This window comes from Olsenella uli (assembly GCF_016900775.1).
GTDB classification, from domain to species: Bacteria; Actinomycetota; Coriobacteriia; order Coriobacteriales; family Atopobiaceae; genus Thermophilibacter; species Thermophilibacter uli_A.
Window position 1 is genome coordinate 131,584 of sequence record NZ_JACJKN010000004.1, and the last position, 24,626, is coordinate 156,209.

The 24,626-nt window shown below is 72.4% G+C and carries 19 protein-coding genes and 1 pseudogene; 8 read left to right on the forward strand and 12 right to left on the reverse strand.

The features are described 5' to 3' along the window. Positions 1-73 precede the first annotated feature (73 nt). The 4 genes and pseudogenes from H6A23_RS04155 to H6A23_RS11655 all read left to right on the forward strand — a co-directional run. Positions 74-1,330, forward strand: a complete 1,257-nt coding sequence (locus H6A23_RS04155) for a DUF1015 domain-containing protein (RefSeq protein ID WP_204830932.1) — start codon at positions 74-76, stop codon at positions 1,328-1,330. A gap of 35 nt (positions 1,331-1,365) precedes the next feature. Then, positions 1,366-3,624 (forward strand): tetratricopeptide repeat protein, encoded by a 2,259-nt coding sequence (locus tag H6A23_RS04160; RefSeq protein ID WP_204830933.1) that lies wholly within the window; start codon positions 1,366-1,368, stop codon positions 3,622-3,624. Beyond that, a complete protein-coding gene (locus tag H6A23_RS04165) occupies positions 3,624-4,286 on the forward strand; it encodes an HAD family hydrolase (protein WP_204830934.1) in 663 nt (220 codons plus the stop codon). The genes H6A23_RS04160 and H6A23_RS04165 overlap by 1 nt, the downstream gene beginning before the upstream one ends. 230 nt (positions 4,287-4,516) lie before the next feature. After that, positions 4,517-4,996, forward strand: a pseudogene (locus H6A23_RS11655) (LuxR C-terminal-related transcriptional regulator); the annotation flags it as partial. A gap of 71 nt (positions 4,997-5,067) precedes the next feature. On the opposite strand, the gene H6A23_RS11440 reads toward H6A23_RS11655, so the two are convergent. From H6A23_RS11440 to H6A23_RS04210, 9 genes are all read right to left on the reverse strand, one after another. Next, positions 5,068-5,676, reverse strand: coding sequence for an IS30 family transposase (locus H6A23_RS11440; protein WP_286165796.1), 609 nt, complete (start codon positions 5,674-5,676; stop codon positions 5,068-5,070). 111 nt (positions 5,677-5,787) lie between these two features. Beyond that, positions 5,788-6,306, reverse strand: coding sequence for a helix-turn-helix domain-containing protein (locus H6A23_RS04175; protein ID WP_204830936.1), 519 nt, complete (start codon positions 6,304-6,306; stop codon positions 5,788-5,790). Positions 6,307-6,739: 433 nt separating this feature from the next. Next, complete coding sequence (locus tag H6A23_RS11660) at positions 6,740-8,068, reverse strand: transcription antitermination factor NusB (RefSeq protein ID WP_204830937.1); 1,329 nt, start codon at positions 8,066-8,068, stop codon at positions 6,740-6,742. Further along, complete coding sequence (fmt, locus tag H6A23_RS04185; RefSeq protein ID WP_204830938.1) at positions 8,069-9,025, reverse strand: methionyl-tRNA formyltransferase; 957 nt, start codon at positions 9,023-9,025, stop codon at positions 8,069-8,071. It abuts the gene before it with no gap. An 8-nt stretch (positions 9,026-9,033) separates the two neighbouring features. Next, on the reverse strand, positions 9,034-9,582 hold the full coding sequence (gene def, locus H6A23_RS04190; protein WP_204830939.1) for a peptide deformylase: 549 nt from the start codon (positions 9,580-9,582) through the stop codon (positions 9,034-9,036). Positions 9,583-9,626: 44 nt separating this feature from the next. Next, positions 9,627-11,930 carry a replication restart helicase PriA gene (priA, locus tag H6A23_RS04195; protein WP_204830940.1) on the reverse strand — a complete coding sequence of 768 codons (2,304 nt, stop codon included), beginning with the start codon at positions 11,928-11,930 and terminating at the stop codon, positions 9,627-9,629. 89 nt (positions 11,931-12,019) lie between these two features. Next, positions 12,020-13,309 carry a type II toxin-antitoxin system HipA family toxin gene (locus H6A23_RS04200; RefSeq protein ID WP_353653007.1) on the reverse strand — a complete coding sequence of 430 codons (1,290 nt, stop codon included), beginning with the start codon at positions 13,307-13,309 and terminating at the stop codon, positions 12,020-12,022. A 2-nt stretch (positions 13,310-13,311) separates the two neighbouring features. Next, the gene (locus H6A23_RS04205; protein WP_286165799.1) at positions 13,312-13,710 is read right to left on the reverse strand and encodes a helix-turn-helix domain-containing protein; all 399 of its coding nucleotides are present in this window, start codon (positions 13,708-13,710) and stop codon (positions 13,312-13,314) included. 82 nt (positions 13,711-13,792) lie between these two features. Beyond that, positions 13,793-14,719 carry a hypothetical protein gene (locus H6A23_RS04210; protein WP_204830942.1) on the reverse strand — a complete coding sequence of 309 codons (927 nt, stop codon included), beginning with the start codon at positions 14,717-14,719 and terminating at the stop codon, positions 13,793-13,795. 304 nt (positions 14,720-15,023) lie between these two features. On the opposite strand from H6A23_RS04210, the gene H6A23_RS04215 reads away from it, so the two are divergent. From H6A23_RS04215 to H6A23_RS04225, 3 genes are read left to right on the forward strand one after another with little or no spacing between them, the layout of a single operon-like run. After that, the gene (locus H6A23_RS04215) at positions 15,024-15,302 is read left to right on the forward strand and encodes a hypothetical protein (RefSeq protein ID WP_204830943.1); all 279 of its coding nucleotides are present in this window, start codon (positions 15,024-15,026) and stop codon (positions 15,300-15,302) included. Positions 15,303-15,339: 37 nt separating this feature from the next. Next, positions 15,340-15,531, forward strand: a complete 192-nt coding sequence (locus tag H6A23_RS04220) for a type II toxin-antitoxin system HicA family toxin (protein WP_204830944.1) — start codon at positions 15,340-15,342, stop codon at positions 15,529-15,531. 1 nt (position 15,532) lies between these two features. Then, complete coding sequence (locus tag H6A23_RS04225; protein WP_204830945.1) at positions 15,533-15,991, forward strand: type II toxin-antitoxin system HicB family antitoxin; 459 nt, start codon at positions 15,533-15,535, stop codon at positions 15,989-15,991. Between the two features lie 24 nt (positions 15,992-16,015). On the opposite strand, the gene H6A23_RS04230 is transcribed toward H6A23_RS04225, so the two are convergent. The 3 genes from H6A23_RS04230 to H6A23_RS04240 form a co-directional block, all read right to left on the reverse strand. After that, a complete protein-coding gene (locus H6A23_RS04230; RefSeq protein WP_204830946.1) occupies positions 16,016-16,408 on the reverse strand; it encodes a hypothetical protein in 393 nt (130 codons plus the stop codon). A 144-nt stretch (positions 16,409-16,552) separates the two neighbouring features. Beyond that, positions 16,553-19,996 (reverse strand): FtsX-like permease family protein, encoded by a 3,444-nt coding sequence (locus H6A23_RS11665; RefSeq protein WP_353653008.1) that lies wholly within the window; start codon positions 19,994-19,996, stop codon positions 16,553-16,555. 106 nt (positions 19,997-20,102) lie between these two features. Further along, the gene (locus H6A23_RS04240) at positions 20,103-23,318 is read right to left on the reverse strand and encodes an ABC transporter ATP-binding protein/permease (protein WP_204830947.1); all 3,216 of its coding nucleotides are present in this window, start codon (positions 23,316-23,318) and stop codon (positions 20,103-20,105) included. Positions 23,319-23,739: 421 nt separating this feature from the next. Between H6A23_RS04240 and H6A23_RS04245 the strand changes: the two genes are divergently transcribed. Beyond that, on the forward strand, positions 23,740-24,453 hold the full coding sequence (locus tag H6A23_RS04245; protein ID WP_204830948.1) for a response regulator transcription factor: 714 nt from the start codon (positions 23,740-23,742) through the stop codon (positions 24,451-24,453). The last annotated feature ends 173 nt before the right edge of the window (positions 24,454-24,626 follow it).

Genomic DNA, 24,626 nt, shown 5'->3' on the forward strand with positions numbered 1-24,626 from the left:
TCTCAGGGTAGCACCCCGACCGGCGTCGCGCCCGCGGGGTATCATGTCCTCATACGACACGCGAGGAGGCCCCATGCACGCCGAGCCCATAACCTGCCACCGCCCGCGACCGGACGCCGCCGCGGAGCTTGCCGCGCCGCCCTACGACGTCTTCGACCGCGCGGGGGCCGCCGCCTACGTGGCCGCCCACCCGCGCTCCTTCCTGGCGATCGACCGCCCGGAGACCGCCTTCCCGCCCGAGCACGACCCGTACGCGCCGGACGTCTACGAGCGCGCCCGCGAGCTGCTCGCCGGGCGCGTCGCCGACGGGACGCTCCTGCGCGACGCCACTCCCTGCTACTACCTCTACCGCCTGCGCGGGGACGGCCGCGAGCAGACCGGCATCGTCGCCGGGGTGGCGATGGACGACCTCGCGGACGGGACCGTGCGGGCCCACGAGCTCACCCGCCCCGAGAAGGAGGCCGACCGCGCCCGCCACATCGAGGCCACGGGCTGCCAGACCGGCCCCGTCCTTCTCGCCTATCGCGACAACGCGGTCATGGACATCCTTGTGGAGGCCGCCAAGGCGGCGGACCCCCTCTACGACTTCACCGACGAGGCGGGCGTCCGCCAGACCGTCTGGCGCGTGGCGCGCCCGGCGGCCGTCGAGGGCTTCCGCGCGATGCTCGCCCAGGTGGGGCGCGCCTACATCGTCGACGGGCACCACCGCGCCGCTGCCGCGGCGGACGTCTGCCGGCGCATGCGCGAGGCGGCGGGCTCTGGCCTCTCCGGCACCGAGCCCTACAACTACCTGCTCTGCGTCCTCTTCCCCGCGAGCCAGCTCGCCGTCCTGCCGTACAACCGCGTGGTAGCGGACACGAACGGCCTCGACGAGGCGGGGCTCGTGGCCGCGCTCGAGGCGGCGGGCGTCGCCGTCGGGGGGCGCCAGGACGGGCCGGTGTGCCCGGGGCGGCGCGGGCAGCTCGGCATGTACGCGTTCGGCGCCTGGCGCGAGCTCTCGCTCGAGGGCGCGCGGCCGGACGACCCGGCGGGCGGCCTCGACGCTGCGCTCCTGCAGGAGCGGGTCCTCGGCCCCGTCCTCGGCGTCGAGGACCCGCGCTCCGACGCGCGCGTCGCGTTCGTGGGCGGCGTCGAGGGCGCGGAGGGGCTCGTGCGGCGCGCGGGCGAGCGGGGGGTGGCGTTCTCGCTCTTCCCCGTCTCCATGGGCGAGCTCATGGCGGTGGCGGACGCGGGCGAGCTCATGCCGCCCAAGTCCACCTGGCTCGAGCCCAAGCTCAGAAGTGGCCTCTTCATCAGGAGGATCGGCGCCGGCGGGGCGGGCGGCCGGTAGGCGCGGGGCGAGAAGGACGGGAAGGGGGCGAGACCATGGCGGACGAGGAGCGCACGGGACGGCTCGGCAGGCTCTTCGCGGCGCTCGTGAACGTCGAGGGCGCGGAGGACGGCGGGGCTGCGCCGGAGGAGGGCGGCCCGGCCGACGCGGGCGAAGAGAAGGACCGGACGGGCGGCAACACCACCGTCCTCGACGTCGAGGCGCTCTCGCGCTCGCTCGCCTCCTCCCCCGACCCGCTGGCCCTCCTCTCGGGGCTCGTCGTGGACGTCCGCGCGCGCGTGGGCGCGACGGGCGCGCCCGAGTTCCCGGGCGAGGCGCCCAAGCTGCCGCCGAGCCCGCTCGAGGTGCACCTCGCCACGAGGCTCGTGGAGGCGGGCCTCCTGGAGGCAGACATCGAGCTTCCGGGCGTCCGCGTGGTACGCCCGCGCACCTCGGGCCTCTTCTACCTGCGCATCGAGGAGGAGCGGGTCAGCTACCTCGCCAAGCTCCGCGTCCTGCAGGTCGAGTCCGCGCTCAACTCCGTCCTTCTTGCGAGCCGAGCCCTCGCGAGCCCCAACGACGCCCCGCTCGACGCCATCGTGCGGGCCGAGCAGCGCGTCGCGAGCTCCGTCGCCGGCCAGGCGCGCGAGGTGGCTGCGCGCCTCGAGGGACCCGTGCGCGGGGAGTGGGACGTGCGCTACGCCCTTGCCTACGGCATCGAGGCCTTCCGCCTCCCCCACCGCCTCACGGCGCGCTTCCGCGTGAACGCGCGGGCGGGGCTCGCCGCCTTCGAGCTCGACCTCGTCCCGCCGGAGGCGTGGCCGCGCTCGGCCTTCGTCGACGGGCTCGGCGTGGTCCCCGCGACCGAGCAGATGCGCCGGCGCGCCTCGGGCACCTACAACGCGCGGCTCGCGGCGCTCGTGGCGGGCTACGCCCTGGACGCCGCGCCCGAGCTCGGGGAGGTGTGGGTGGCGGGCGTCATCGACACCGCGCGCGACCACGTCTGCCTCTACTCCGCGCGCATGACCCGCGCGGCCCTGGAGGCCGTCGACCTCGGGGGCGCCTTCGACCCCGTCGCGCTGCTGCGCTCCTGCGGGGCGGCCATCTCCCTCGACGAGACGGGCGGCCTCGCCCCCGTCCGCCAGGGCTTCTCCCTCGACGACGAGGCCCTCTGCCCGCGCGAGCGCTATGACGCGCCCGAGCTCTCCGAGGCGACGCTCGCGGGCGAGCTGGGCGACGCGCTCGGCTGCTGGCGCGTGAGCGACCTCGGGATAGACGAGGCCGCGCGGCGCAGGAGCGTCGCCGACGAGCTCACGCGCCACCTCACGGCGTCCACCGAGAAGAACGTCCAGGCCATCCTCTCCGCCGCCCGCGCGGACGGCCACGCCGACGTCGTCGAGGCCGCGCGGCGCTGCGTCTCGGGCCTCATCGACGGCGAGCTCGAGGACGACCCGCTCGCCATCGGGGAGGCCTTCGTCGAGGGGGGCGACCTCCAGCGCGGGTGCGCGCGGGCGCACGACGCCCTCGTCTCCCACGACCTCGAGGCCGCGGGGAAGTACGCGGACGAGGCGCTCCTGCCCGTCGACGGGCTCGGGTCCTTCGACGGCGCGGACGGGCTCGTCTGGCGCGGCTTTGGCTCATACGCGGACCGCGCGCTCTACAACCGGCTCGTCGCCACGCCCGGCGAGCGCTGCGCGCTCGTGCCCGCGGCCTACCTCGAGGCGCACACGATCGCCGCCGCCTCCGCCCTCGCCCGGGGCCGCTCCGAGGAGGCGCTCGCGCACGCCCGGCGCGCGGCCGAGGTGGCGCCGCTCTCCTCGCAGGCGAGCCTCAACCTGGCGCAGTGCCTCGAGGCGACGGGCGACGCCGAGGCCGCCCAGCGCGAGCTCTGCCGCCTGCTCTCCCTCGCGCACGACCCGGAGTCGATAGGCCTCGGCTACCTCGGCATGGCGCAGCTCCAGTGGCAGGGCGGCCACGTGCTCACCGCCCAAGCCTGCTACCAGCGCGCAACCCGCCACCTCGGCGCGCCCGCCCTCGTGGCGCGGCTCGCGATGGCGGCTCTCATCGGCCAGGTGGGGGTCTCGGCCGGAGGCGAGCTCTCCTCCGAGCAGGCCGACACGCTGCTGGAGGCGGCCGCGATCCCGCTTGCCCCCACCGAGGCCGTGAGCAAGGCCTTCCTCGAGGCCACGCGCGCCGCCACGGACGCTGGCATCTTCCGCGTGGCGCGCGACCTCCTGCGCAAGCTCTGCATGATCTCGCGCGACGACGTCTACTTCGGCATGCTCCGCTCCCTCGAGGACGAGCCGGACCGCTGATGGCGGCCCCCTCGCTCCTCCCGCCGTCCTTCTCGGCGGGCATCTTCGACTTCGACGGCACGCTCGCGGAGACCTGGCACCTCTGGCGGCGCGTGGACGAGATCTTCTTCGCCACGCGGGGGCTACCCTTCGACGAAGACGCCTCCGCCACGCTCGCCACGCTCGGGTTTTCCGCCGGAGCCCGCTGGTGCGTCGAGCGCTACCGCCTGCGCGACGAGGTGTCCGACATCGTGGACGAGTGGAACCGCCTGGGTGCGGCGCTCTACGAGGAGGAGGTCCGCCTGCGCCCGGGCGCCGAGGCCTACCTGCGCGCGCTCCGCGCGCGGGGCGTCCCCCTTGCGCTCGCCACCACGAACGACCCGCACGTGCTGGGGGCCATGCGTCACGTTGACGTCTTCGGCCTCTTCGACGAGGTGGTCTGCGGGCGCGAGGTCGCCCGCGGGAAGGACCACCCCGACATCTACCTCGAGGCGTCCCGCCGCCTGGGCACGGCGCCGGGCGCGTGCTGCGTCTTCGAGGACATACTGCCCGGCACGCTCTCGGCCGCCCGCGCCGGCATGACGACCGTGGCCGTGCGCTGCGAGGACCCGCGCCAGCCCGCCCGCGAGCTGCGTCGCGCGGCCGACCTCTGGATCGAGGGCTGGGAGGGGCTCGTAGGCTGAGGGCCCGCTGCCCGCCAAAGGCCCGCAGAGCGCTCGATTCTGTACATTGCTGCCATAGTGCACCGGGAGTCGCGCCTCCTACAATGCAGGATATGCCCCGGAGACGCCGAGAAGATTGACCCATCGCACATCAAAACCCGTGGCAATTGGGATTCATGCCCTCTTAGCACAGACCTCCTCACCACGGGGATATACGATGCTCGAAAGAGGCCAAGGTGATAGGAGCTGCCATGAGCGACCAGCGACGTTCCACCCATGAGACGCCCGGGATCCCGCACGCCTCCGACGAGGCCGAGCACTCGTTCTCCGAGCATGGCCTCACCGAGCGAGAGGTCGACGCCGCGCGCTCCGTACTCGCCGGCATGACTGCTGAGATGGCGGCGAGGGAGATGGGCGTTGAGGCATCAACGGTGGGTGGCTTCAGGCAACGGGCGTATCACAAGCTCGGCATGGAGGACGGACGCGAGCTCGTGCGACGCTACGGGCCGCATGTCGACAAGGACGTGAACGAACTCGCGAACAATATCGAGGGCTTTCGCGGCGCCCTTGAAAACAGGGGCCTTACGGACACCCAGCTCGACGTCCTCGCACGTGCTGCGGCGGGAGTTCCCACGACAGAGATTGCCCGGGAGCTCCGCGTGGCGCCTGGTACCGTCGGATGCGCGAGGTCCAACGGGTACCGGCTCCTCGGCGTTCGCTCACGAGAAGAGCTCCTCTCCATGCTCGAAGGCGAATGCGCAGAACGTAAGAGGAGGCAGCGGAGGGGAAAGCGTCGGCGGAGTCAGGCGACCATTGCACCGGCCTTCGCAAGCTCCTCCGCCAGCGCCTCCGCCGGCGTCCTCCACCCCAGGGTCTCCCGCGGCCTCCCGTTGAGCAGGTCCTGCGCCTCGCGGACCCGCTCGTCGGTCACGTCCGCGAACTCGGCGCCCTTCGGGAAGAGCTGCCCGAGCAGCCCGTTGGTGTTCTCGTTGGTGCCCCGCTGCCAGGGCGAGTGCGGGTCGCAGAAGTAGACCCTGAAGCCCGTCGCCTCGGTGAGGCGGGCGTGCTCGGCCATCTCGACCCCCTGGTCCCAGGTGAGGGTGGAGAGCAGCGCGTCGCGCACGCCGTCGGGCACCGACGCGACCATCTCGACGAGCAGGTCCATGACGGTCCTCGACTCGTGGCCGGGCAGCCTCCCGGCGACCAGGAAGCGCGTCCTGCGCTCCACGAGCGTCGCGAGGCAGCTCCGGCCGCCCGAGCCCACCACCAGGTCGCCCTCCCAGTGCCCGGGCACGGCGCGGTCGGCGGCCTCGGGCGGGCGCAGCGAGATCTCGCAGCCCTCGCACCAGCCCCGGCCGGGCCTCTCCGGCAGCCCCGGGCGCGGCTTGCGCCCGCGCCGCCCCGAGCGCAGCGCCCGCGCGCCCCAGCTCGTGGCGCAGGGCGCCCCTGCCCTGCACGTACAGGGCCTGGTATATGGTCTCGCGGCTCACCCTCATGGCACCATTGTCGGGGAACTCGAGCCTCATGCGCTCGGAAATCTGGCGCGGCGACCACCCCCCCCCAGGAGCCCCGCGGCGACGTAGGCCCCGAGGGCGGCCTCGGACTCGAGCCTGCGCGGCCTCGGCCTGAGAGCCGCGCGCTCCGCCCGGCGCTGCGCGCGCGAGAACCCGTGGCGCCCCCGCTCCGAGCCGCGGCGCACCTCGCGCGCGACGGTGGTGTGGGAGAAGCCGATGTCGCGCGCTATGGCGCGCAGGCTCCTGCCCGCCCTCAGCCCCTCCTGGATCGCCGCGCGGTCGGCCAGCGTCAGCCTCGAGCGGGGCGAGGTCCTGCGCGGCCTGTCGGCCGCCGCGAGCCCGGAAGCCACGGGCGCCCCCTTCCTGGGCCTGCCGACCCTGACGGGCGCGCCCGCCGCGCGGCACCAGTCCCGCGCCGTGGTCGGGTCGCACCCCACGACGCGGGCGGCGCCGGCGGCGGTCAGGCCGCCCCACACCAGGTCGACGACCCTCCTCCTGGTCTCCTCGCCATAGTGCCTCTGCCCCATTGAACCACGCCCCTCTCGTCGTGGTGCAATGGCCGCTGGAATCCGCCGGGGGCGCGGGTTAGGGAACCGGGGTCGTTGCGCGGGCCCGCGGCCGACCGGCCGGGGATTGCCGCCCGTTGCGGGGGCGCGCTCCGCAACGGGCGGCGATCCCTAACCGGCGGCGGCCCGACGGCCCTTCTCGCCCCCTCCCCTCCCGCAACGGCCGCCATTCCCTAACGCACGCCCGCCGAAATCCCGCAACGACCCCAAAAGTCTAAGCAGTCCCATGGAGCTCAGGAGGGAGTATCCAAACTTCTGCACATTGCTGGCGAGAAGAGCCTGCGCACGTTGCGCCATCCCAGGCGGAGGTCACAAACGCAGCAGAGCAGCCAACAGGGGCGGCACAATGTACAGAAGTTTGCCCGGTCAGGCAACGGGTCGTGGCGCGCGGGGCCTAGCGGCGGCGCAGGCGGGCGACGAAGTGGGTGTCGGCGCCCGGATGGTCGGTCCGCCGGGCGTCGAGGAGCTCGAAGCGGCCGCCCACGGGCCCGGTGAGCAGCGCCTCCACGACGCGCTCGTCCTCCTCCGCCAGGACCGAGCAGGTGGAGTAGACCACAAGGCCGCCCGGCGCCACGCGCGTCGCCGCGGCGCGCAGGATGTCCGCCTGGAGGGCGGCGAGGCCGGGGAGCGCCTCCTCGCGCAGCGACCACGCGATCTCGGGATGGCGCGCGAGCGTGCCGGATCCCGAGCACGGGGCGTCAACGAAGACCAGGTCAAAGCTGCCGAGAAGAACCTCGGGCAGGTCGTCCCCGCCAAGCGAGCGGGCGTCGGCCGCGACGCACGTGACGTGGTCGGCCACCCCGGCGGCCTCCATGCGGCGCGCGGCGAGCGCGGACTTGCGGGGGTCGATCTCCACCGAGACAATCTCGCACGGGCCGCCCGCAGCCACCGCCGTACCCTCGAGGAGCACGGTCTTGGTGCCGCGACCCTGCCCCACCTCGAGCACGCGACTGCCGGGCTCGGGAGCGGCGGCGAGCGCCACCTCCTGCGCCGCAAGGTCGCAGGGCAGGACCTCCGCACGCTCGACGAGGCCGGACGGCGCAAGACGTGCGGGGGCGCCCAGAAGGTAGGATCCCGGCACGGGACCGGGGGCGGGCGCGCACCCCGCCTCCTCGAGGGCGTGCAAAGGCGCCTGCCCCCTTTGCACGCGGCTGACGGCCACCCACGCGCCTGCGGGCCCGAGCGCCGAGGCGGCCCAGGCGGCGGCGCGGGCGGGCCCCAGCGAGGCGAGCGCCCGCGCGCAGAGCCACTCGGGCAGGGCGCCCACGCGGGCGAGGTCGGAGACGTCAAAGGCGCCGTCCGCGACGCGCTCGCGGGCGCGGGCGAGGGCGCGGGCGTCCTTCTCGGCGACGCGGCGCAGCACCGCGTTGGCGAGCCCGGCGGCGCGCGGGGCCACGCCGCGCACGAGCTCCACGCCCTGGCTCACGCAGACGTCATCGCGCGTGCCGAGGTAGAGGATCTCGAAGGCGGCGAGGCGCAGGGCGTCGCGCACCCGAGGCTCAAGGCGCGCGCCGCGGCGCAGGTGGGCGTCTATGACGCGGTCGAGCTCGCCCTCCGCGGCGACGGAGCCCAGGACGAGGCGCGTGGCCTGGGCGCGCTCGCGCTCGAGAAGGGCCGAGAGGGCCTCCGAGGAGCGCAGCAGGTCGCGCGCACGGGCGTTGCGCCGGCGGCGCTCCGAGGCGAGCGCGAGCGCCGCGAGCCGGGCGGCCGTCGCGCGCGCCACCTAGACGCGCCCCCAGGCAAGGCCGTCGCCGCGCAGGCCGGCGGCCCAGGCGGAGGCCTCCATCTCGCGCTTGCCATCCGGCTTCACGCGCAGGACCTCGAGCGAGCCCGCGGCGCAGCCCAGAAAGACGCGGCCGCGGGCGGCGAGGACCTCCCCCGGCGCAAAGTCCTTCTCGCCCTCGCGCGCGAGGGTCACGCGGGCCCCGCGCCCGGCCACGGCGCAGCGGGCCGGGGCGGCGTCGGAGGACGCCAGCACGCGCAGGACGTTGGTCGCGGCGGAGTCGGCCGGGTCCAGCATGAGCTCGGCCTTGGAGATCTTGGCGGCGTGGGTGACGAGCGCCTCGTCCTGCTCCACCCAGGCGGCGGTGCCGCCCACCACAGCGGGCAGCGTCTCAACGAGAAGGTCCGCCCCCAGGCGGGCGAGCTCCGCCGTGAGCTCGGTCGCGGTCTTTCCGGCCACCGTCGTGGAGGCCTGCGCGCAGTAGGCGCCGGTGTCCACGCCGTGGCCGATGCGCATGATGGAGACGCCCGTCTCGGCGTCCCCGGCGAGGATCGCGCGCTGGATGGGCGCCGCGCCGCGCCAGCGCGGCAGGAGCGAGGCGTGCACGTTCACGCACCCGGCGGGCGCCATCGTGAGCACCTCGTCCGGCAGGATGCAGCCGTAGGCGGCCACGCAGAAGACGTCGGCCGCGGCCGCGCGCAGGGCGTCGAGCGCCTCGGGCGTCATGCGGGAGGCCTCGAGCACGGGAAACCCCAGCTCGAGCGCGCGGGCCTTCACCGGCGAGGGCTCGAGCCGCCGGCCGCGCCCGCGTACCGCGTCCGGGCGCGTGAGCACGAGGGCCACCTCGCAGGCCTCGGCGAGCGCGGAGAGGGACGGCACGGCGAAGTCCGGCGTCCCCATGAAGACCACGCGCGGGCGGCGCGCCCCCGGGGCGACCGCGTACTTCTCGTCAGCCATGGCGCCCCCTACTCCACCTCGGTGTCGCCGGGGCGGGCGCCCGCGGCGAGCGCGGCCTCGTACTCGCGCTGCGCCTCGGCGCGGCGGATGGGCGGCAGGTGGTCGAACATCGTCACGCCGTGGACGTGGTCTATCTCGTGCTGGAGGCAGACGGCGAGCAGGTTGTCCGCCGCCTCGTACTGCATGAGGTCGCCATCCAGGTTGAGCGCCTGCACCACCACGTGGGAGGGGCGGCTCACGCGCACGCTCACGCCCGGGAAGGAGAGGCAGCCCTCGGAGCCCTCCCTCTCGGGCCCGTCGGCCGTGACGATGCGCGGGTTGATGAGCACGTACGGGTTCTTCTTGCCCCCGCGCCCCGCATAGTCGACGTCGATGACCACGATCTGGCGCATCTCGCCGATCTGCGGGCCCGCGAGGCCGCAGCCGTCGGCGGCGTACATGACCCTGAGCATGCGCTTGGCGAGGGCGCAGACGTCGTCGTCAATCTTCTCGACGGGGGCGCACTCCTGGGAGAGGCGGGGGTCGGGCGAGAGCACGATCTCCTTGAGCTCGTTCATGGTCCTCCTTCCGGGCGCCGGGCTCTGGGCCCCGGCGCCGAGGGTCACATCATGTCGTATGCGTCAACGTCCACTGCCATGTTAATACCCGGCAGGCGGCCAAGCGAGGCGGCACACGCGGAAAGCATCCCGCCGAGGTCCGCGCCCGTGGGCGCCTTCACCATCACGTGGCGGCGCACCTGGTCCTTCGCCCGCGCCCTGACGCAGTCGGCGGGGCCGAGCACCTCCCAGCCGGGGGCGTCTGCCACGCGCTCGCGGACCGCGTCGGCGAGGCGGGCCGAGACCTCCCGCACGCCCCGCTCCGAGCGGCCCCACACGACGGCGTTGGCGAGGCGGCCGAACGGTGGGTATCCCGCCTCCGCGCGCTCGGCAAGCTCCGCCTCGAGGAAGACAGAGCGGTCGTGGGACGCCACGGCGCGCATGGCGGGGTGCGTGGCCCACCAGGTCTGCACGATGACCTCGCCGGGGCGCTCGCCGCGGCCCGCCCGGCCCGCGACCTGCTCCAAAAGGTCGTAGGTGCGCTCGGCGGCGCGGAAGTCGGGCAGCTTGAGCATGGTGTCCGCGTTGATCACGCCCACGAGCGTGACCTCCGGGAAGTCGAGCCCCTTGGCGATCATCTGCGTGCCCACGAGCACCGCGCACTCCGCGGCGTCGAACTGCTCGAGCAGGCGCTGGTGGGCGCCCTTGGCGCGCGTGGTGTCCGCGTCCATGCGGATGACCTCGACGTCTGCGGGCAGCAGCATGGAGAGCTCGTCCTCGACGCGCTGCGTGCCCACGCCGAAGGCCGCGAGGTAGCGGCTCCCGCAGTTGGGACAGCTCGTCGAGGGGTCGGGGTAGGCGCGCACGGGCCAGCTCCTCCCGCAGGTGTGGCAGGCGAGCAGGTGCCCGCGCTCGTGGTAGGTGAGCGCCGTGGAGCAGTGCGGGCACTCGGGCACGCAGCCGCAGTCCCGGCACATAAGGAAGTTCGCGAATCCGCGGCGGTTGAGCAGCAGCACGGCCTTCTCGCGCCGCTCCGCGACGCCCTCGAGCGCCCTCACGAGCGGCGCCGAGAAGATCGAGCGCCCGCCGCCCCTGAACTGCTCCCCCATGTCGACCACGGTGACGCGCGGCAGCACCGACGCGCCGGGGCGCTCCGGCATCTCCACGCGCGTCCAGCGCGCGCCGCCGAAGCCGCCCTCGCGGCAGCGCTCGAGCGCCTCGAGGGAGGGCGTGGCCGAGCCCAGCACGAGCGCCGCGCCGCGCTCGCGGGCGAGCCGCGCCGCGACCTCGCGCGCGTGGTAGCGCGGGGACTTGTCCTGCTTGTAGGAGCCCTCGTGTTCCTCGTCGATGATGATGAGCCCGGGGCTGGCCAGGGGCGCGAAGAGCGCCGAGCGCGCGCCCACCACCACGCGGGCGCGACCGGCGCGCACGAGGTCCCACTGATCGAAGCGCTCCCCGGCGGAGAGGCGGCTGTGCAGCACGGCCACCTCGTCGCCGAAGCGGCTGCGGAAGCGGCCCACGGTCTGCGCCGTGAGCGAGATCTCGGGCACGAGGACGAGCGCGCCGCGCCCGTCCGCGAGCGCCCGCTCGATGGCCGCGAGGTAGACCTCGGTCTTGCCGGAGCCCGTGACGCCGTCCACGAGCACCACGTCCCCCCGGCCGGCGGCGCGCGCCTCGTCGATGGCCGCGAGGGCGGCGCGCTGACCCCGCGTGAGCTCGGCGGGCCGCGGGGCGGCGGCCGACGAGAGCGTGGTGGCGTCCGCGCCGCGGATCTGCCGCCGGCTCTCGATCGCCACGACGCCCCTCCTGGCGAGCGCCGTCACGGCGGAGGCCGCCCCCGGGATGGTGGCGGAGAGCTCGGCCACGCGCTGCGGTCCCTGGCGCAGGGCCTCGATCACCGCGCGCTGGCGCGAGGCGGTCCTGGCGGGGACGAAGTCGTTCGCCGCGGGGGTGAGGCTCGCCCAGCGGACGTCCACGGCGCCGGCGCGCTCGGTCTGGAGCTCCCAGGGGGCGTCCTCGGCAGCGCGCGTCACGCGGAGCTTCTGCCCCGGGGCCAGAAACGGGCGCACGGCATCGCAGAGCGGGCACGCGTACTCGCGCGCCATCCACATGGCCACGCGGGCGGCCGCCTCGTCGAAGGCGGGCGGCGCGAGGACCTGGAGCACGGGCTGGACCCGCTCCGCCGAGACACCCTCGGGGGGCTCCTCGGAGACGGCGAGCACGTAGCCCACCGCCATGCGGTGCGAGAAGGACACGAGGACCGTCGAGCCCGTCCTGGCCTCCCCCGCGAGCTCGGGCGGCACCGCGTAGGAGAACGCGCCCTCGAGGTGGCGCGTTGGTATGTCGAGCACGACGCTCGCGTAGGGCATGGGCGCGGGTCCTCCCGTCCTTCTCGCTGGGTGTCCGGATGCTCAATTGTACTCGGGGCGCCGTCCGCCGCGGCCCCGCGACGCGCCGGCTAGAGCAGCGCCAGGGTCTGCCGGCAGTTCTCCGTCACCGGGCCGAGCAGCCGCTCGCGCAGCTCGTCGGCGCCCGGCAGCGCGGACGACTCCTCGAAGACCTCCTCCATGGCAACGGGAATCTCCTGAGCGAGGTCGGCCATGAGCGCCACGCACGACTTCGCCGTGAGGCCCGCGCGATCGAGCAGCCTCGCGAGCTCGGCGTCGCCCTCGCCCGCATAGCGCCGGATGGCGCCCGCACCCACGCGCCCCACGCGGTTCTCGCCCCCGACGGACATGGCGAGGCGCGCGCGGCGCCTCATGCGCTCGTAGGCAAGGCCCGAGGCGACGTCGTACATGGGGGCAAGACCCGCGTTTCTTCCAAGGCCGAGCAGCACGGAGTAGTTCTTGGCGTGGGCGTCGGGCGCGCCAATGAGGGCGTTGAAGAACAGCTGGTGCGAGAAGAGCAGCAGGTTGAGCTTGCTGTGGGCCGTCCCTGCAAGCAGCCGCTGGACGTCGCGCGCGGAAGGGCCGCCGTCTGCGGCGTACTTGCTGTCCGGCATCACCGAGAGCGCCTGACAGAGGTCCTCCTGATGCAGGCGCGCCACCTTGCCCGACGCGTCGCGCACGCGGTCGTAGCGCTCGACGACAAGCGCCGGCTCATCCTCAAAAAAGCGGTAGGCCACCTGCGCGACGGCGACGCCGCATCGCTGGGCGCAGCGCATGCACACGTACTCGTTGAGCGCCTGGAGGCGAAACCCCGCCACCCCGTTCTTGAGGATGTGCGTGGTCAGGGCTGCGCCGCGGCACTCGTACCATCTGCCGCCCCTCCCCGCAAGCGCGAACTTGCCCTGGCTCCCGCCGAGCGACCAGCGCTCCCCCGTGCCCATCCACGTGACGTCCCCCTCGTCGCGCACCGTCCTGAGGCGCAGGGCGACCTCGTGGTCCGTGAGCTCGCGGAGCTCCCCCGTGTGCGTCACGACCTCCCCAAGGCGCTCCGGACGCACGAACTGCACCGCTCCCGGGCAGTCCAGGCCAATGTGATCGAGCAGCGCCACGGGGTTGTTGGCGCTCACGTCATGCTCGCGCCCTATGGCGCGACGCTGGCGCTCGCCGTCAGGAAGCAGGCCGAAGAGGTACGGGCGAACCACGTCCTGCCCGTAGGTCCGGTTCGAGACGGGCATGGAGAGCGAGAGCGGGACGCCACGATAGGACTCGTCGTAGCGAAAGCTCATGAGTCCGCGCCCATCCTGACGGAGCGTCCCCGCGGGGACGCCGGCGATAAGGACGCGGAGGTCAATGGCGGGCACGGCTACGCGGCCCCCTCGGCGATAACGACCCCCTGCTCGCGCGCAATCTCGCGAACGAGGTCAGAGTAGGAGGCGGGCGCGGGAAATGCGCTGGGGCCAGCCGGCGTGCGCGAAGACTCGAGGTCTGGGAAGGGGGCGGCGGGCGTCGTCTCTGGCACGAGCGCCCGAGCGGGGTCCGACGCGGCGATCCTCTCCCCCCGCGCCACGAGGGAGAGCCCCAGGGTCGAAAAGACCGCGAGCAGCTTGTCCAGGCGAATCCCCGTGGCGTCGCCAAGCTCAAGCGAGGCGAGCAGCCGCTCCGAGACGCCCGACGCCGCAGCGAGCTGCGAGCGCGTCATGCCCTGCGCCTCGCGGGCGCGGCGCACGTAGATTCCCGCCTGGCGCGGCACGTCGATGGGCATCGCGTCCACGTTCTTCTCCCCTCATGACATGCAAAAGTTTGCAGATAGATTAATATGCAGATTTTTGCATGTCAACGCGGGGCTAGCGTCCCCTCCGCGCGGGGATGAGACGCCGCGCCCGGCCGCGGAGGGCCCCCATGGGGGCGCTGACGTCGATCCCGAGGATGGCGTTTGCCACCCAGAGAAAGAAGAGCAGCACGATCACGGGAATCACGCAGGACGTCACGACCATCACGGCGAGCCACTCGATGAGGGCGTTCACCTGGTCGAGGACGCCGTCCGTGATGCTGGTGAGCCCGTCTGCCACCATGCTGGGCAGGTTGAGGATGAAGTCGAGCGGAGAGCCGCCCTCGTCCGACTGCTCGTCCGCCTGCGCCTCGGCGACCTCCTCGACCGGCGCGACGGAGCCCGCGTAGGTGTCGTCGATCATCCGCGTGACGGCGACGCTCGCCGGGATCGTGACGAGGATGACGAGCGCGAGCGCCACGAGCTTGGCGGCGAGCCGGGCGAGCGCCCCGTCCCAGGAGACTCTCCCGGCGAGGAGCGCGGCGGCGGCGAGCAGCACGCAGGCGGCGGGGACGAGTATCCCGAAGGCGGCGAGGCCGAAGATGGTGAGCAGGTACTTCTCGAGGTAGAGGACCGAGAGCACGATGCCGAGGTCCCCGGAGACCTCCATGAGCTTCTCGGCGACGGGGGTCCCGGTGTCGTCCGGGATGGCGGTGATCGCGGCGGAGAGGGCGGTCGAGCTCGCCACGAGGCCGAGGACGTTTGCCTTCTTCTCGTCGATGGTGGCGATGGTGTCGGCATAGGTCTCCGGCGCAGAGAAGTGCTCGCGCAGCGGGAACCCGCTCACAAGGGCCACGACCACGAGCGCGACGGCGATGGCCGCCCGCGCGCGCAGGGAGAGCCCGGACGCGGCCGAGGGCCTGTCGAGCTCCTCTGCCGGAAGCACGTAGACGGCCTCCCCCATCTCGTCGTCGCTGACCCGGCGGCGCTCGATCTTGTCCATGTGGGCCTCCCCCTCTTTCTTGACGTCTCGTGACAACCTTACGTCCCCCGCGGGCGGGCGCGCAACGCCCCACTCAGCCGGCGGTGCAGAACGCGACGGATTCCGACGTCCCCGCGCGCCGTGCTGTCCGGAGGCCCGCGCCCGCGGGCGAAGCGAGGCCGCCTGCCGACAATATGTTCGATCTGTCTCACCGGGCGGAGGCCCTCACCTGCGGCGTCAGCAACGCGTCAGCTGGCGGGAAGACAATCCCGCGCGCCCTTCGCGTAGCATGGGCGCCCCAGAGGACGCGAGGTGAGGAGGACCCATGGCGCTCTATTGGCCGGAGCAGGGAGTTGCGCTGGAGATCGTCGACGACCCGCTGGCGGAGCCGTTCGACCGGGCGGCGCACCCCGGGGTGCGCGTCATTCAGACCACGTGCGACGAGCTTGCGGACTTCGACCGGTTCAACCGGGTCATGACCCGCGTGGCCCACGAGTTGGGCGCCACGCCTCCGCCGTCCACGCCCGGGCTCCTCGCCCGGCGGCGCGCCCTGCACGAGAGGCTCATGGCCAGACGCCGCGCTACTGGTGAGATTCATCCTTGACGTAACTATAAAGTGACTATATAGTTTAGAAGGCGTGATGGCCAAGAGAAGGGACCTCGTCCGGCTGCTCGTGAGAAACGGCTTCGCGCCCAACGGCGGGACCAAGCACGGGCGGTTCTCGCATCCGGACGGTCGGGAGGTGAGCGTTCCCCGCCACAGGGAGATCAGGGCGCTGACCGCGCGGCTCATCCTCACGCAGGCGGGAATCACCGAGCAGATAGGGAGATGACATGTTGTTCGGAGTCTACGAGTTCGAGATCGTGCAGGACGAGGGCTGGTACGTCGCCTCTCCCTACGACCTTCCCGGGGGGACGCAGGGTGAGGACTTCGAGGACCTCTGCCTCATGGTCGCGGACTGGCTCAAGATAACCCTCGAGGACTTCGACATGCGCGGCGAGACGCCGCCCAGGCCGACCTTCGGCAACGCCCCGCGCCACGGGGGCACGAACATGGTCTTCGCCGTGCAGGCGGGGCGCGAGACGGTGGAGAAGGTCACGGCATCAGAGGCCGCGCGGCTGCTGGGGGTCACCCCCGCGCGCATCACGCAGATGCTCGCCTCGGCGCGCCTCATCGGCTACCGGGACGGCCGCAACACCTACGTGACGATGGACTCCGTCCGGGCCCGCCTCGAGGAGCGGCCGCGCGGCGGCAGGCCCCGCAAGGGGGAGGCCGTCGCAGCGTCCGCGTAGTGCGCGGCAGGGCGGCCCGGGGACCTACGAGAAGAGCTCGGCGTCGAGCGAGGAGAGCTCAGCGGGGGCCGTGGCGGGGTCGCAGTCAAAGGACTCCGCGACGGCGCGCGCCTGCAGGCGCCTGAGCCCGGCGAGGTCGTCCTCGCCGCGCGCCTCGTAGACGCGGGAGAGCCTGTCGAGCGCGTAGCACACGTACGCGGCGACCGTGTCGCCCATGCCGGAGAGGACCATCATCGTCACGAGGGAGTCGGGGGCGAGCGAGAGCGCCGTCGCGCGGTCGAGCTCGAGGAGCTCCGCCACCTGCGACTCCACGTCCTCGCACGCGCCGGCGTCGCCGCCGAGTGCCCGGCGCAGCGCCTCGCCCACGCCGTCCACGAACTGGCCCACGATTTCCAGGATATAGTCTCGCTGCAGCATCGATGCTCCTCTCGTCTCCCCGCAAGCATAGCGCGTCCCGGCAAGTGGGACGGCGAGACAAGGGGGACGGGTTCATTTGTCTCATCGGGTCCATGAGACAAATGAACCCGTCCCCCTTGTCTCGCCCCGTCCCCCTTGTCTCGCCTAGTCCACGGACTTGAGGCTCTCCACCATGTCCACGCGGTCGAGCTTGCGGCGCATGGCGAGCATCACGAGGCCCGCGAAGACGAGCGTCAGCACGAACGCGCAGGCATAGCTCGCAGGGTGGATGACGCGCCCGAACATCACGAGGTCCACCTCGGCCGTCACGATGACGAAGCCCTCGAGCCAGGTCCCGAGCGCGAGGCCGAGCGCGTCGCCCATGAGGGCGAGCACGAGGATCTCGCGGAAGACGTAGGCGGCGACCTCGCCCCTCCTGAACCCGAGGACCTTGAGGGTGGCGATCTCGCGGACGCGCTCGTCCACGTTGATGTTCGCGAGGTTGTAGAGCACGATGAAGGCGAGCGCCGCCGCCGACACGATGAGCACCACGACGATCATGTCCACGGCGGAGAGCATGTCGCGGTACATCCCCACCGTCTCGTCCACGAAGGCCACCGTGGAGACCGGCCCCGCCTCGGCGAGGTCGTCGGCGAGGCCGGCGCGATAGGCGGGGTCGTCGTCGGTCGTGGCGTAGATGGTCGAGAAGGACGGCTCCTCGTCATCGACCACGCCGGCCGCGCGGAGCGTGTCCCACGCCTCGGGCGCCAGGTAGGCGAGGCTCCCCACGTAGTTCTCCGCCACGCCGGCGACCGTGAGGGAGCACCCCTCGCCCACCGCGTTGCCGACGGCGTCCTGGCCACGCAGCAGAACCTCGCCGCCGACGGACACGCCGAGCTTGGTGGCGGTCTTCTCGGCGAGGACGACGCCCTCCCCCTCGAGCGGGATCCCCGCCCCGGACAGGCGGTCGTGGAGGTCGATGGCGGCCCCGAGCGACGAGGCGTTCTCGGGGATGATGACCTGGGCGGAGACCGGCCCCTCGGCGGAGGGGGACGAGAGCTGGAGGTTGACCGTGGCAACGTGGGCGAGGTCGGTGGCGCGCCCGTCCGCGACGAGGCGGGCCGCGACGGCGTCCACCTCGTCGGCGGTCGCCCCCTCGTCCAGGCTCACGGCGGTGTCGTAGCGCACGATGGGGCCGAACTGGTTGTCGATGATGTCCCAGATCGCGTCGTGCAGGCCAAAGCCCACGAGCAGCAGCGCGGTGCACCCCGAGATGCCGATGACGGTCATGAGCAGGCGGCGCTTGTAGCGGAAGAGGTTTCTCGCCGTGACCTTGCGGAGGAACGAGAGCCGGCGCCACAGCGGCCGGACGCGCTCGAGTAGGATGCGCCTCCCCGGCCTGGGCGCGCGGGGCAGCATGAGGGCGGCCGGGGACTCGCGCAGGCTCGCCACGACGGCGACCCACGTGGCGGCGAGCGTCACGCCCACGCCCAGGCCGGCCGAGGCGAGCGCCACGGCGGGGTCGACCGCCACCGGGAGGCTCGGCAGCGGGACGGCGTAGATGATCTGGTAGGCAGACATCACCACAAGCGGGAGCACCTGCGAGAGGACGAGGATGCCGACGGCGGCCCCCGCGGTGGCGGCGAGCCCGGCGTAGGCGAGGTAGCGCGAGGCGATGCGCGCCATGCCGTACCCGAGCGCCTTGAGGGTGCCGATGACCCCGCGCTCGTCCTCCACCATGCGCGTCATCGTGGTGAGCGAGACGAGCGCGGCAACGAGGAAGAACATGAGCGGAAAGACGGTGGCGATCTTGTCCATGCGCTCGGAGTCGCCCTGATAGGAGGCCGTGCCCTCGCTCTGCGTGCGGTTGAGCACGTAGATGTCTCCGGGCTCGAGCGCGTCCACCTCGGCCTGCGCGTCGTCGATCTGGGACGCGGCCTCGGCGAGGCGCTCGTCGGCCTCCGCGCGGGCCTCCTCCCAGGCGGCCAGGCCCTCCTCGTAGGAGCCGCGCGCCGCGTCGAGCTCGGCGCGCGCGGAGGCGAGCTCGGCGGCCGAGGCGTCGATCTGCGCCTGGGCGGCGGCAAGCTGGGAGTCCGCCGCGCGCTCGCGGGCGGCGAGCTCGGCGCGCCCGACGTCGATCTCTGCCTGCGCGTCCGCGGCCTGGGCGCGCCCGGCGTCGTAGGCGCTGACGGCGTCTCGCGCGGAGGCGAGCTCGGAGGCGCTCGCCGAGGCGGACTCGAGCGACTGCGCCCGGGCGTCGATCTGGGCGAGCTGCGCCCGCGCGGCCTCGAGCTGCCCGAGCTGCTCGGCGGGGAGCTCCCCGCCCGCGGCCTCGGCCTCCTCCTGGGCGGCCTCGAGCTGCGAGATGGCGCCGACGACGGCCTCGCGGGCGGAGGCGAGCTCATCGCGCGCCGCCCCGAGGGCCGCGACGGCCCCGTCGAGGTCGGCGGCCTCGACCCCCTGCTCCGCGAGGCTGGCGAGAAGGACCTCGAGCCCCTGGTCGTACGCCGCGCGGGCCGTCTCGGCATCGCCCGCCCGCGCGTCGAGCTCCGCCACCTGGGCGTCGAGCGCGGCCTGCGAGGCGTCGAGCTGGTCGCGGGCAGACGAGAGCTGGGAGTCGGCCTCCGCCCTGCTCGCCTCGAGCTCGGAGCGCGCGGCGGCGAGGCGCGCCTCCCCGTCGGCTACCTGCGCCTCTCCGGACTCGATCTGGGACAGCGCCCCGTCGAGCTCGGAGCGCCCGTCGGAGAGCTCGGCCTCGGCGGACGCGCGCTCGGCCTCGAAGTCGGCCCGCGCCTCGTCAAGGCGCCCCTGGGCGTCGGCGCGGACGTCGGCGAGGCGGGCCTCGGCGAGCGAGGGCGCGTCCGCCTCGAGCCCGTCGGCGACCGCTCCCACGGCCTCCTCGTACGCGGCAGAGCCGCTCTCCTCCCCCTCGGCGCCCGCCACGCGCAGGTACGCCTCGGTGTAGGGGGCGTCCTCGGAGAAGGTCGACGCCGGCACGTAGAGGTACTGGTCGATCATGCCGGAGCCGAGCGTGGTCGAGCCAAAGCTCACCGTGTAGGGGTACATCGAGGAGCTCACGGTCCCCACGACGGTGAGCTCCTCGGTCGCGAGCGCCCCCGCGTCGCCGGCCTCGCGGAGCACCTCGACGACGTCGCCGGGCTCCACGGGAAGCGCCGGGTTGTCGGCAGAGGCCACGCACTCCCCCGCCCCGCTCGGCCACCGGCCGTCGCGCAGGACGAGGCGGTTCATGCCGGGCTCAGACGAGCCGCCCTCGTACTCGGCGGGAAGGGTGGACACCCGCATGGCAACCTGCTCGGCACCCATGCGCGCCATGACGTCGACGGAGGTGGAGCCGACGGCGTCAGAGACGCCGTCGGCCTGCGCCAGGCGCTCGACGTCCTTCTCGCCAAGCCCCTGGGTGGAGACCACGCGCAGGTCCCAGAGCGCCGTCTCGTCGTAGTAGGCGTCCGCCGCCGCGCGCATGTCAGGGCCGCCCATGCGCATGCCGGCGAAGAAGCCGCAGCCCAGGGCCACGATCCCCATGATCGCGAGGAAGCGGCCGAGCGAGGTCCTGATCGCCCTGCCTATGCCCCGGGAAAACGCGCTCACCGCACCTCCCCCGCCGCTCGGCCGGTGCTGACAAGGGTGACAGGGTCGACTGTCAGGAAATCCTTCCTGACAGTCGACCCTGTCACCCTTGTCAGCACCCGCGCCATCACTCGCTCCTCAGGGCCTCCACCGGGTCGCGGCGGCTGGCGGCCGAGCTCGGGATGAGGCCGGCCACGAGGGTCAGCACGACGGAGATGCACACGAGCACGGCTGCCGAGGTCCAGGGAAGGCTCATGATGTTCTCCACGTTGAAGTCCGCGAGCACCCAGGCGTTCACCGGCACCGAGACGGCCACCACCACGGCGATGGCGAAGAGTCCCGAGATGAGCCCCTCGATGAAGGTCTCGGCGTTGAACACGCTCGCGACGTTGCCCTTGGAGGCGCCGATGGCGCGCAGGATGCCGATCTCCTTCTTGCGCTCGAGGACCGAGATGTAGGTGATGATGCCGATCATGATGGAGCTCACCACGAGCGAGATGCTCACGAAGGCGATGAGCACGAGCGAGATCATGTTCACGATGTCGGTGACGCTGCCCATGATGACGCCCATGTAGTCGGTGTAGGAGATGACGGCGTCGTCGTTTCCGGCGGCGCGCTGCTCGTCGTTGTAGGCGTCGATGACGTCGAGCACGCGCTCCTTGGCCTCGAAGTCCTTGGGGTAGATCTGGATGGCCGCCGGGTCGTCCGCCGTGGCGTAGCCGAGGGTCTGGAGGTTGTTGTCATAGGTGAGCTGACTCGCGTTGGCGTAGCTCTCCATGAGCGAGGTAAGGTCCTCGGCGTCCATATTGAAGTGGATGGAGCTCGCGAGCGCGTCGGCGTCCACCGAGAACGCGTCCTGAAGGTTGGCAAGGCTTGCCGCGGCCTGGCTCGCGTACTGGGAGAGCACCTGCGCCATGGCCGCCTGGAGCTGGGAGGAGATGGCGGAGCTGATCTGGGAGGACATGCTCTGCATGAAGCCCTGGAGATAGGGGGCGAGGTCGTTCGCGACGTAGGCGCGCACGATCTCCTCCACGCGGCCGCGGACGGCGGGGCCGGCCACGGCGTCGATCTGGGTGAGGATCGCCTGCGCGTTCTCGGTGACGAGGTACTGCTCGAAGTAGCCCGCGATCTTCTGCGCGAGCTCGGGGTCCTCGGGGTCGAGCGCGCCGGCGTTGGCGCCCCACCAGGCGACGAAGTCCTGCGCGAGCTGGCCGCCGAGGGTCGTGACCTCCTCGAGCTGCTCCGTGGTGAGCGCCGGGTCGGAGAGCTCCTGGTCGAGGATGGACGAGAAGTCCGGCGCGGGCACCCCCGCGACGAGCGACTCCACGTCGATGGAGCCCGCCACGCCCGAGAGGTCGACCGAGAGGCCGGAGAGGTCGAGCCCCGAGGGGTCGAACCCGGCGGCGAGGCCGGAGGTGTCGAAGGAGAAGGCGGAGCGCAGCTTGTCCTCGTCCACCGTGAAGAGGCTCTCGAGGTCCACGCCCTGGCGCGCCTCCTCCTGGAGGGTGTCGAAGGACTTGCCGGTGAAGACGTCGACCTCGGGGCTAGCCAGCTGCTGCTGGGCGATCTGGGAGCTCGCGACGCGGTCCATGAGCTCGAGCGTGAGCTCGGGGGTGTAGGCGATGCCGGCGGAGAGCGCCTTGGCGTCGGAGGACTCGTTGGGGCGCACCACGCCCACGACGTGCAGGTCGAGGCCGCCGGCCACGGCGTCGGCCATGAACTGGGCGTCGGAGGACATGTTGGTCCAGCCGCCCGTCTCGTCGTTGCGGCGGTACTCGTCGGTGGGGGCGATCACCTTGAACGTGAGCCCGAGCGCGTCGTCGTAGGTGAAGTGGACGTCCTCCCGCTCGATGTCCGCCTCCCCCGCCGTGCCGCTCATGGCGCTCGACACCATCTGGGTGAGCTCCGCGGGGTCGAGCACGCCGATGCCGTAGAGCGTGTAGTCGCTGATGCGGCCGCTCTGGGTGAGCACGAGCACGCACTCGTCCGCCGCGCTGGCCCAGCGGCCGGCCACGACGTCGTACTGGGACTCGAGGAGCTCCTGGTCGTCGATCATCTCGTTGAAGACGGACATGCCGCCGCCCGTCATGCCGGCCGTGGCGGTGCCCGATGCGCCGCCGGTCATGGCCGTGGAGAGCGCATTGGGGTTGAGCTGGACCGCCCCCTCCGAGGTGTCCGCCTTGTAGACGAGCGGGGTGAGGCCGTAGTCGTACTGGATGGCGTTCACGTCCTCGTCGAGAAGGCCGGCGTTGGCGTCGAGGTAGGACTTGAGGCCCGAGAGGTCGTTGGACCCCACGGAGGCGAACATGTCCGTGAGCATCGTGAACTCGGGGATCTGGTTGGGGTCGGCGGCCCCCTCGCCCTCCCCCGACGCGTCGCCCGCATCCTCGGAGAGCATGCCGGAGATGTCCATGCTCTGCTTGGTGATGGAGAGCGGGTAGCTGGAGAGCGTGTCCTCCTCGACGCGCGCGATGTAGTCGTTCACGCCGTTTGCCAGGGCGAGGATCGCGGCGATGCCGATGATGCCGATCGACCCCGCGAAGGCCGTCATGATGGTGCGGCCCTTCTTGGTCATGAGGTTGTTGAACGAGAGGCCGAGCGCCGTGAGGAAGCTCATGGAGGTGCGGCGGGCCTGCTTGGCCGCGCGGCGCGGGACGGCCGCCGGGTCGAAGGGGTTCGAGTCCGCCGTGATCTTGCCGTCCGAGAGCTCGACGATGCGCGTGGCGTACTGGTGGGCGAGCTCCGGGTTGTGCGTGACCATGATGACCAGCCGGTCCTGGGCGACCTCCTTGAGGAGGTCCATGACCTGCACGGAGGTGGCCGAGTCGAGGGCGCCCGTGGGCTCGTCCGCGAGCAGGATCTCCGGGTCGTTGATGAGGGCGCGGGCGATGGCGACGCGCTGCATCTGGCCGCCGGAGAGCTGGCTCGGCCGCTTGTTCACGTGGTCGGCCAGCCCCACGCGCGCGAGGGCGTCGAGCGCGCGGCGGCGGCGCTCCGCGCGGCCCACGCCGGAGAGCGTGAGCGCGAGCTCCACGTTGGCGAGGATCGTCTGGTGCGGGATGAGGTTATAGCTCTGGAAGACGAAGCCGATGCGATTGTTGCGGTAGGCGTCCCAGTCGCGGTCCTTGTACCTGCGCGTGGAGATGCCGTCGATCACGAGATCGCCCTCGTCGAAGTGGTCGAGGCCGCCCACGATGTTGAGCATCGTGGTCTTGCCGGAGCCGGAGGGGCCGAGCACCGCCACGAACTCGTTGTCGCGGAAGGCCACGGAGACGTGGTCGAGCGCGACCTGCGTGAAGTCCGCCGTGACGTAACGTTTGCAGATGTCATTGAGCTCGAGCATGGAGTTCCTCCGGAACGGTCGTAGACCCATTCATGGTACCCAAACGCCTTGCGTTCCAGACCCGTCCGCACAATCGGCGCCCCGGGTGGCGCACTCGGTCCCGAGGGCGCCGCCGAGATGCGCAATTACCCCCTTGGTGCGAAAAGCGACGCCCCGAATGCGCAGTCAGCCCCTTGGTGCGAAGGCAATGTGTCCTCTCGCTACCCGGCGTCGTTTTCTTACCTGCGGATACGCCCGCCCGGGGGGCGCGCGCAGCCCCGGAAAACCGGTCGTGGGACCACGAAGCCCTTCGCACCAAGGCGCCGACTGCGCCGAATCTCGGCGTTTCTTCGCACCAAGGAGGCAACTGCGCACGGCTGCGACGTGCTCCGGGGCGGCCCGCCCCGAGATTTGGCACAATGGGGCGGACGAGAGGAGAGTCATGGCACGGGTTCTGGTCATTGAGGACGACGCGGCGATCAACGACGTGGTGACGACGCGGCTCTCCCGCGACGGCCACGCCGTGACGCAGGCGTTCTCCGGCTCCGAGGCGCGGCTCCTCCTGGGCGGCACGGGCGAGGGGGACGCGGGGTTCGACGTCGTGGTCTGCGACCTCATGCTGCCCGGCGCCACCGGCGAGGAGCTTGTGGGCCTCATCCGCGGGCGCGACGCGACGACGCCCATCGTGGTGATCTCCGCCCGCACGTCCCCGGCCGACCGGGTGGGGCTTCTTCGCCTCGGCGCGGACGACTATCTCACCAAGCCCTTCGACCTCGACGAGCTGGCGGCGCGCGTGGAGGTGCAGCTGCGCCACCGCGGCGTGGGCGCGGCGGGCGGCGGGGCCCTGCGCTGGCGCCGCTGGTCGATCGACCCGGAGGCGCGCACGCTCGCGGTGGCGCCCGGCGCAGACGGTGAGCCGGGCGGCGACGTCCCGCTCACCAAGATAGAGTTCAACATCCTCGAGGCCCTCGTGCGCCGACCGAACAAGGTGTTCTCCAAGTCAGAGCTCTTCGAGCTGGCCTGGGGGGAGCCCTTCGCCGGGGACGACTCCGTCGTGGCCGTCCACGTGTCCAACATCCGCTCCAAGCTCCGCGCGACGGGCACCGACACCTACCTCAAGACCGTCTGGGGCATGGGATTCAAGCTCGCATCGTGACCCGGCGAAAGGACCTGACAAGGGTGACAGGGTCGTTTGTCATGAAAATCATGACAAACGACCCTGTCACCCTTGTCAGGTCGCCCCTGCTAGGCCCCATCCTCAAACTTTCTTAAGGGTTGACTCACGGTTTCTGAAGGGTCGCCTGCCAGACTGGAGCCAACCTCAGGAAA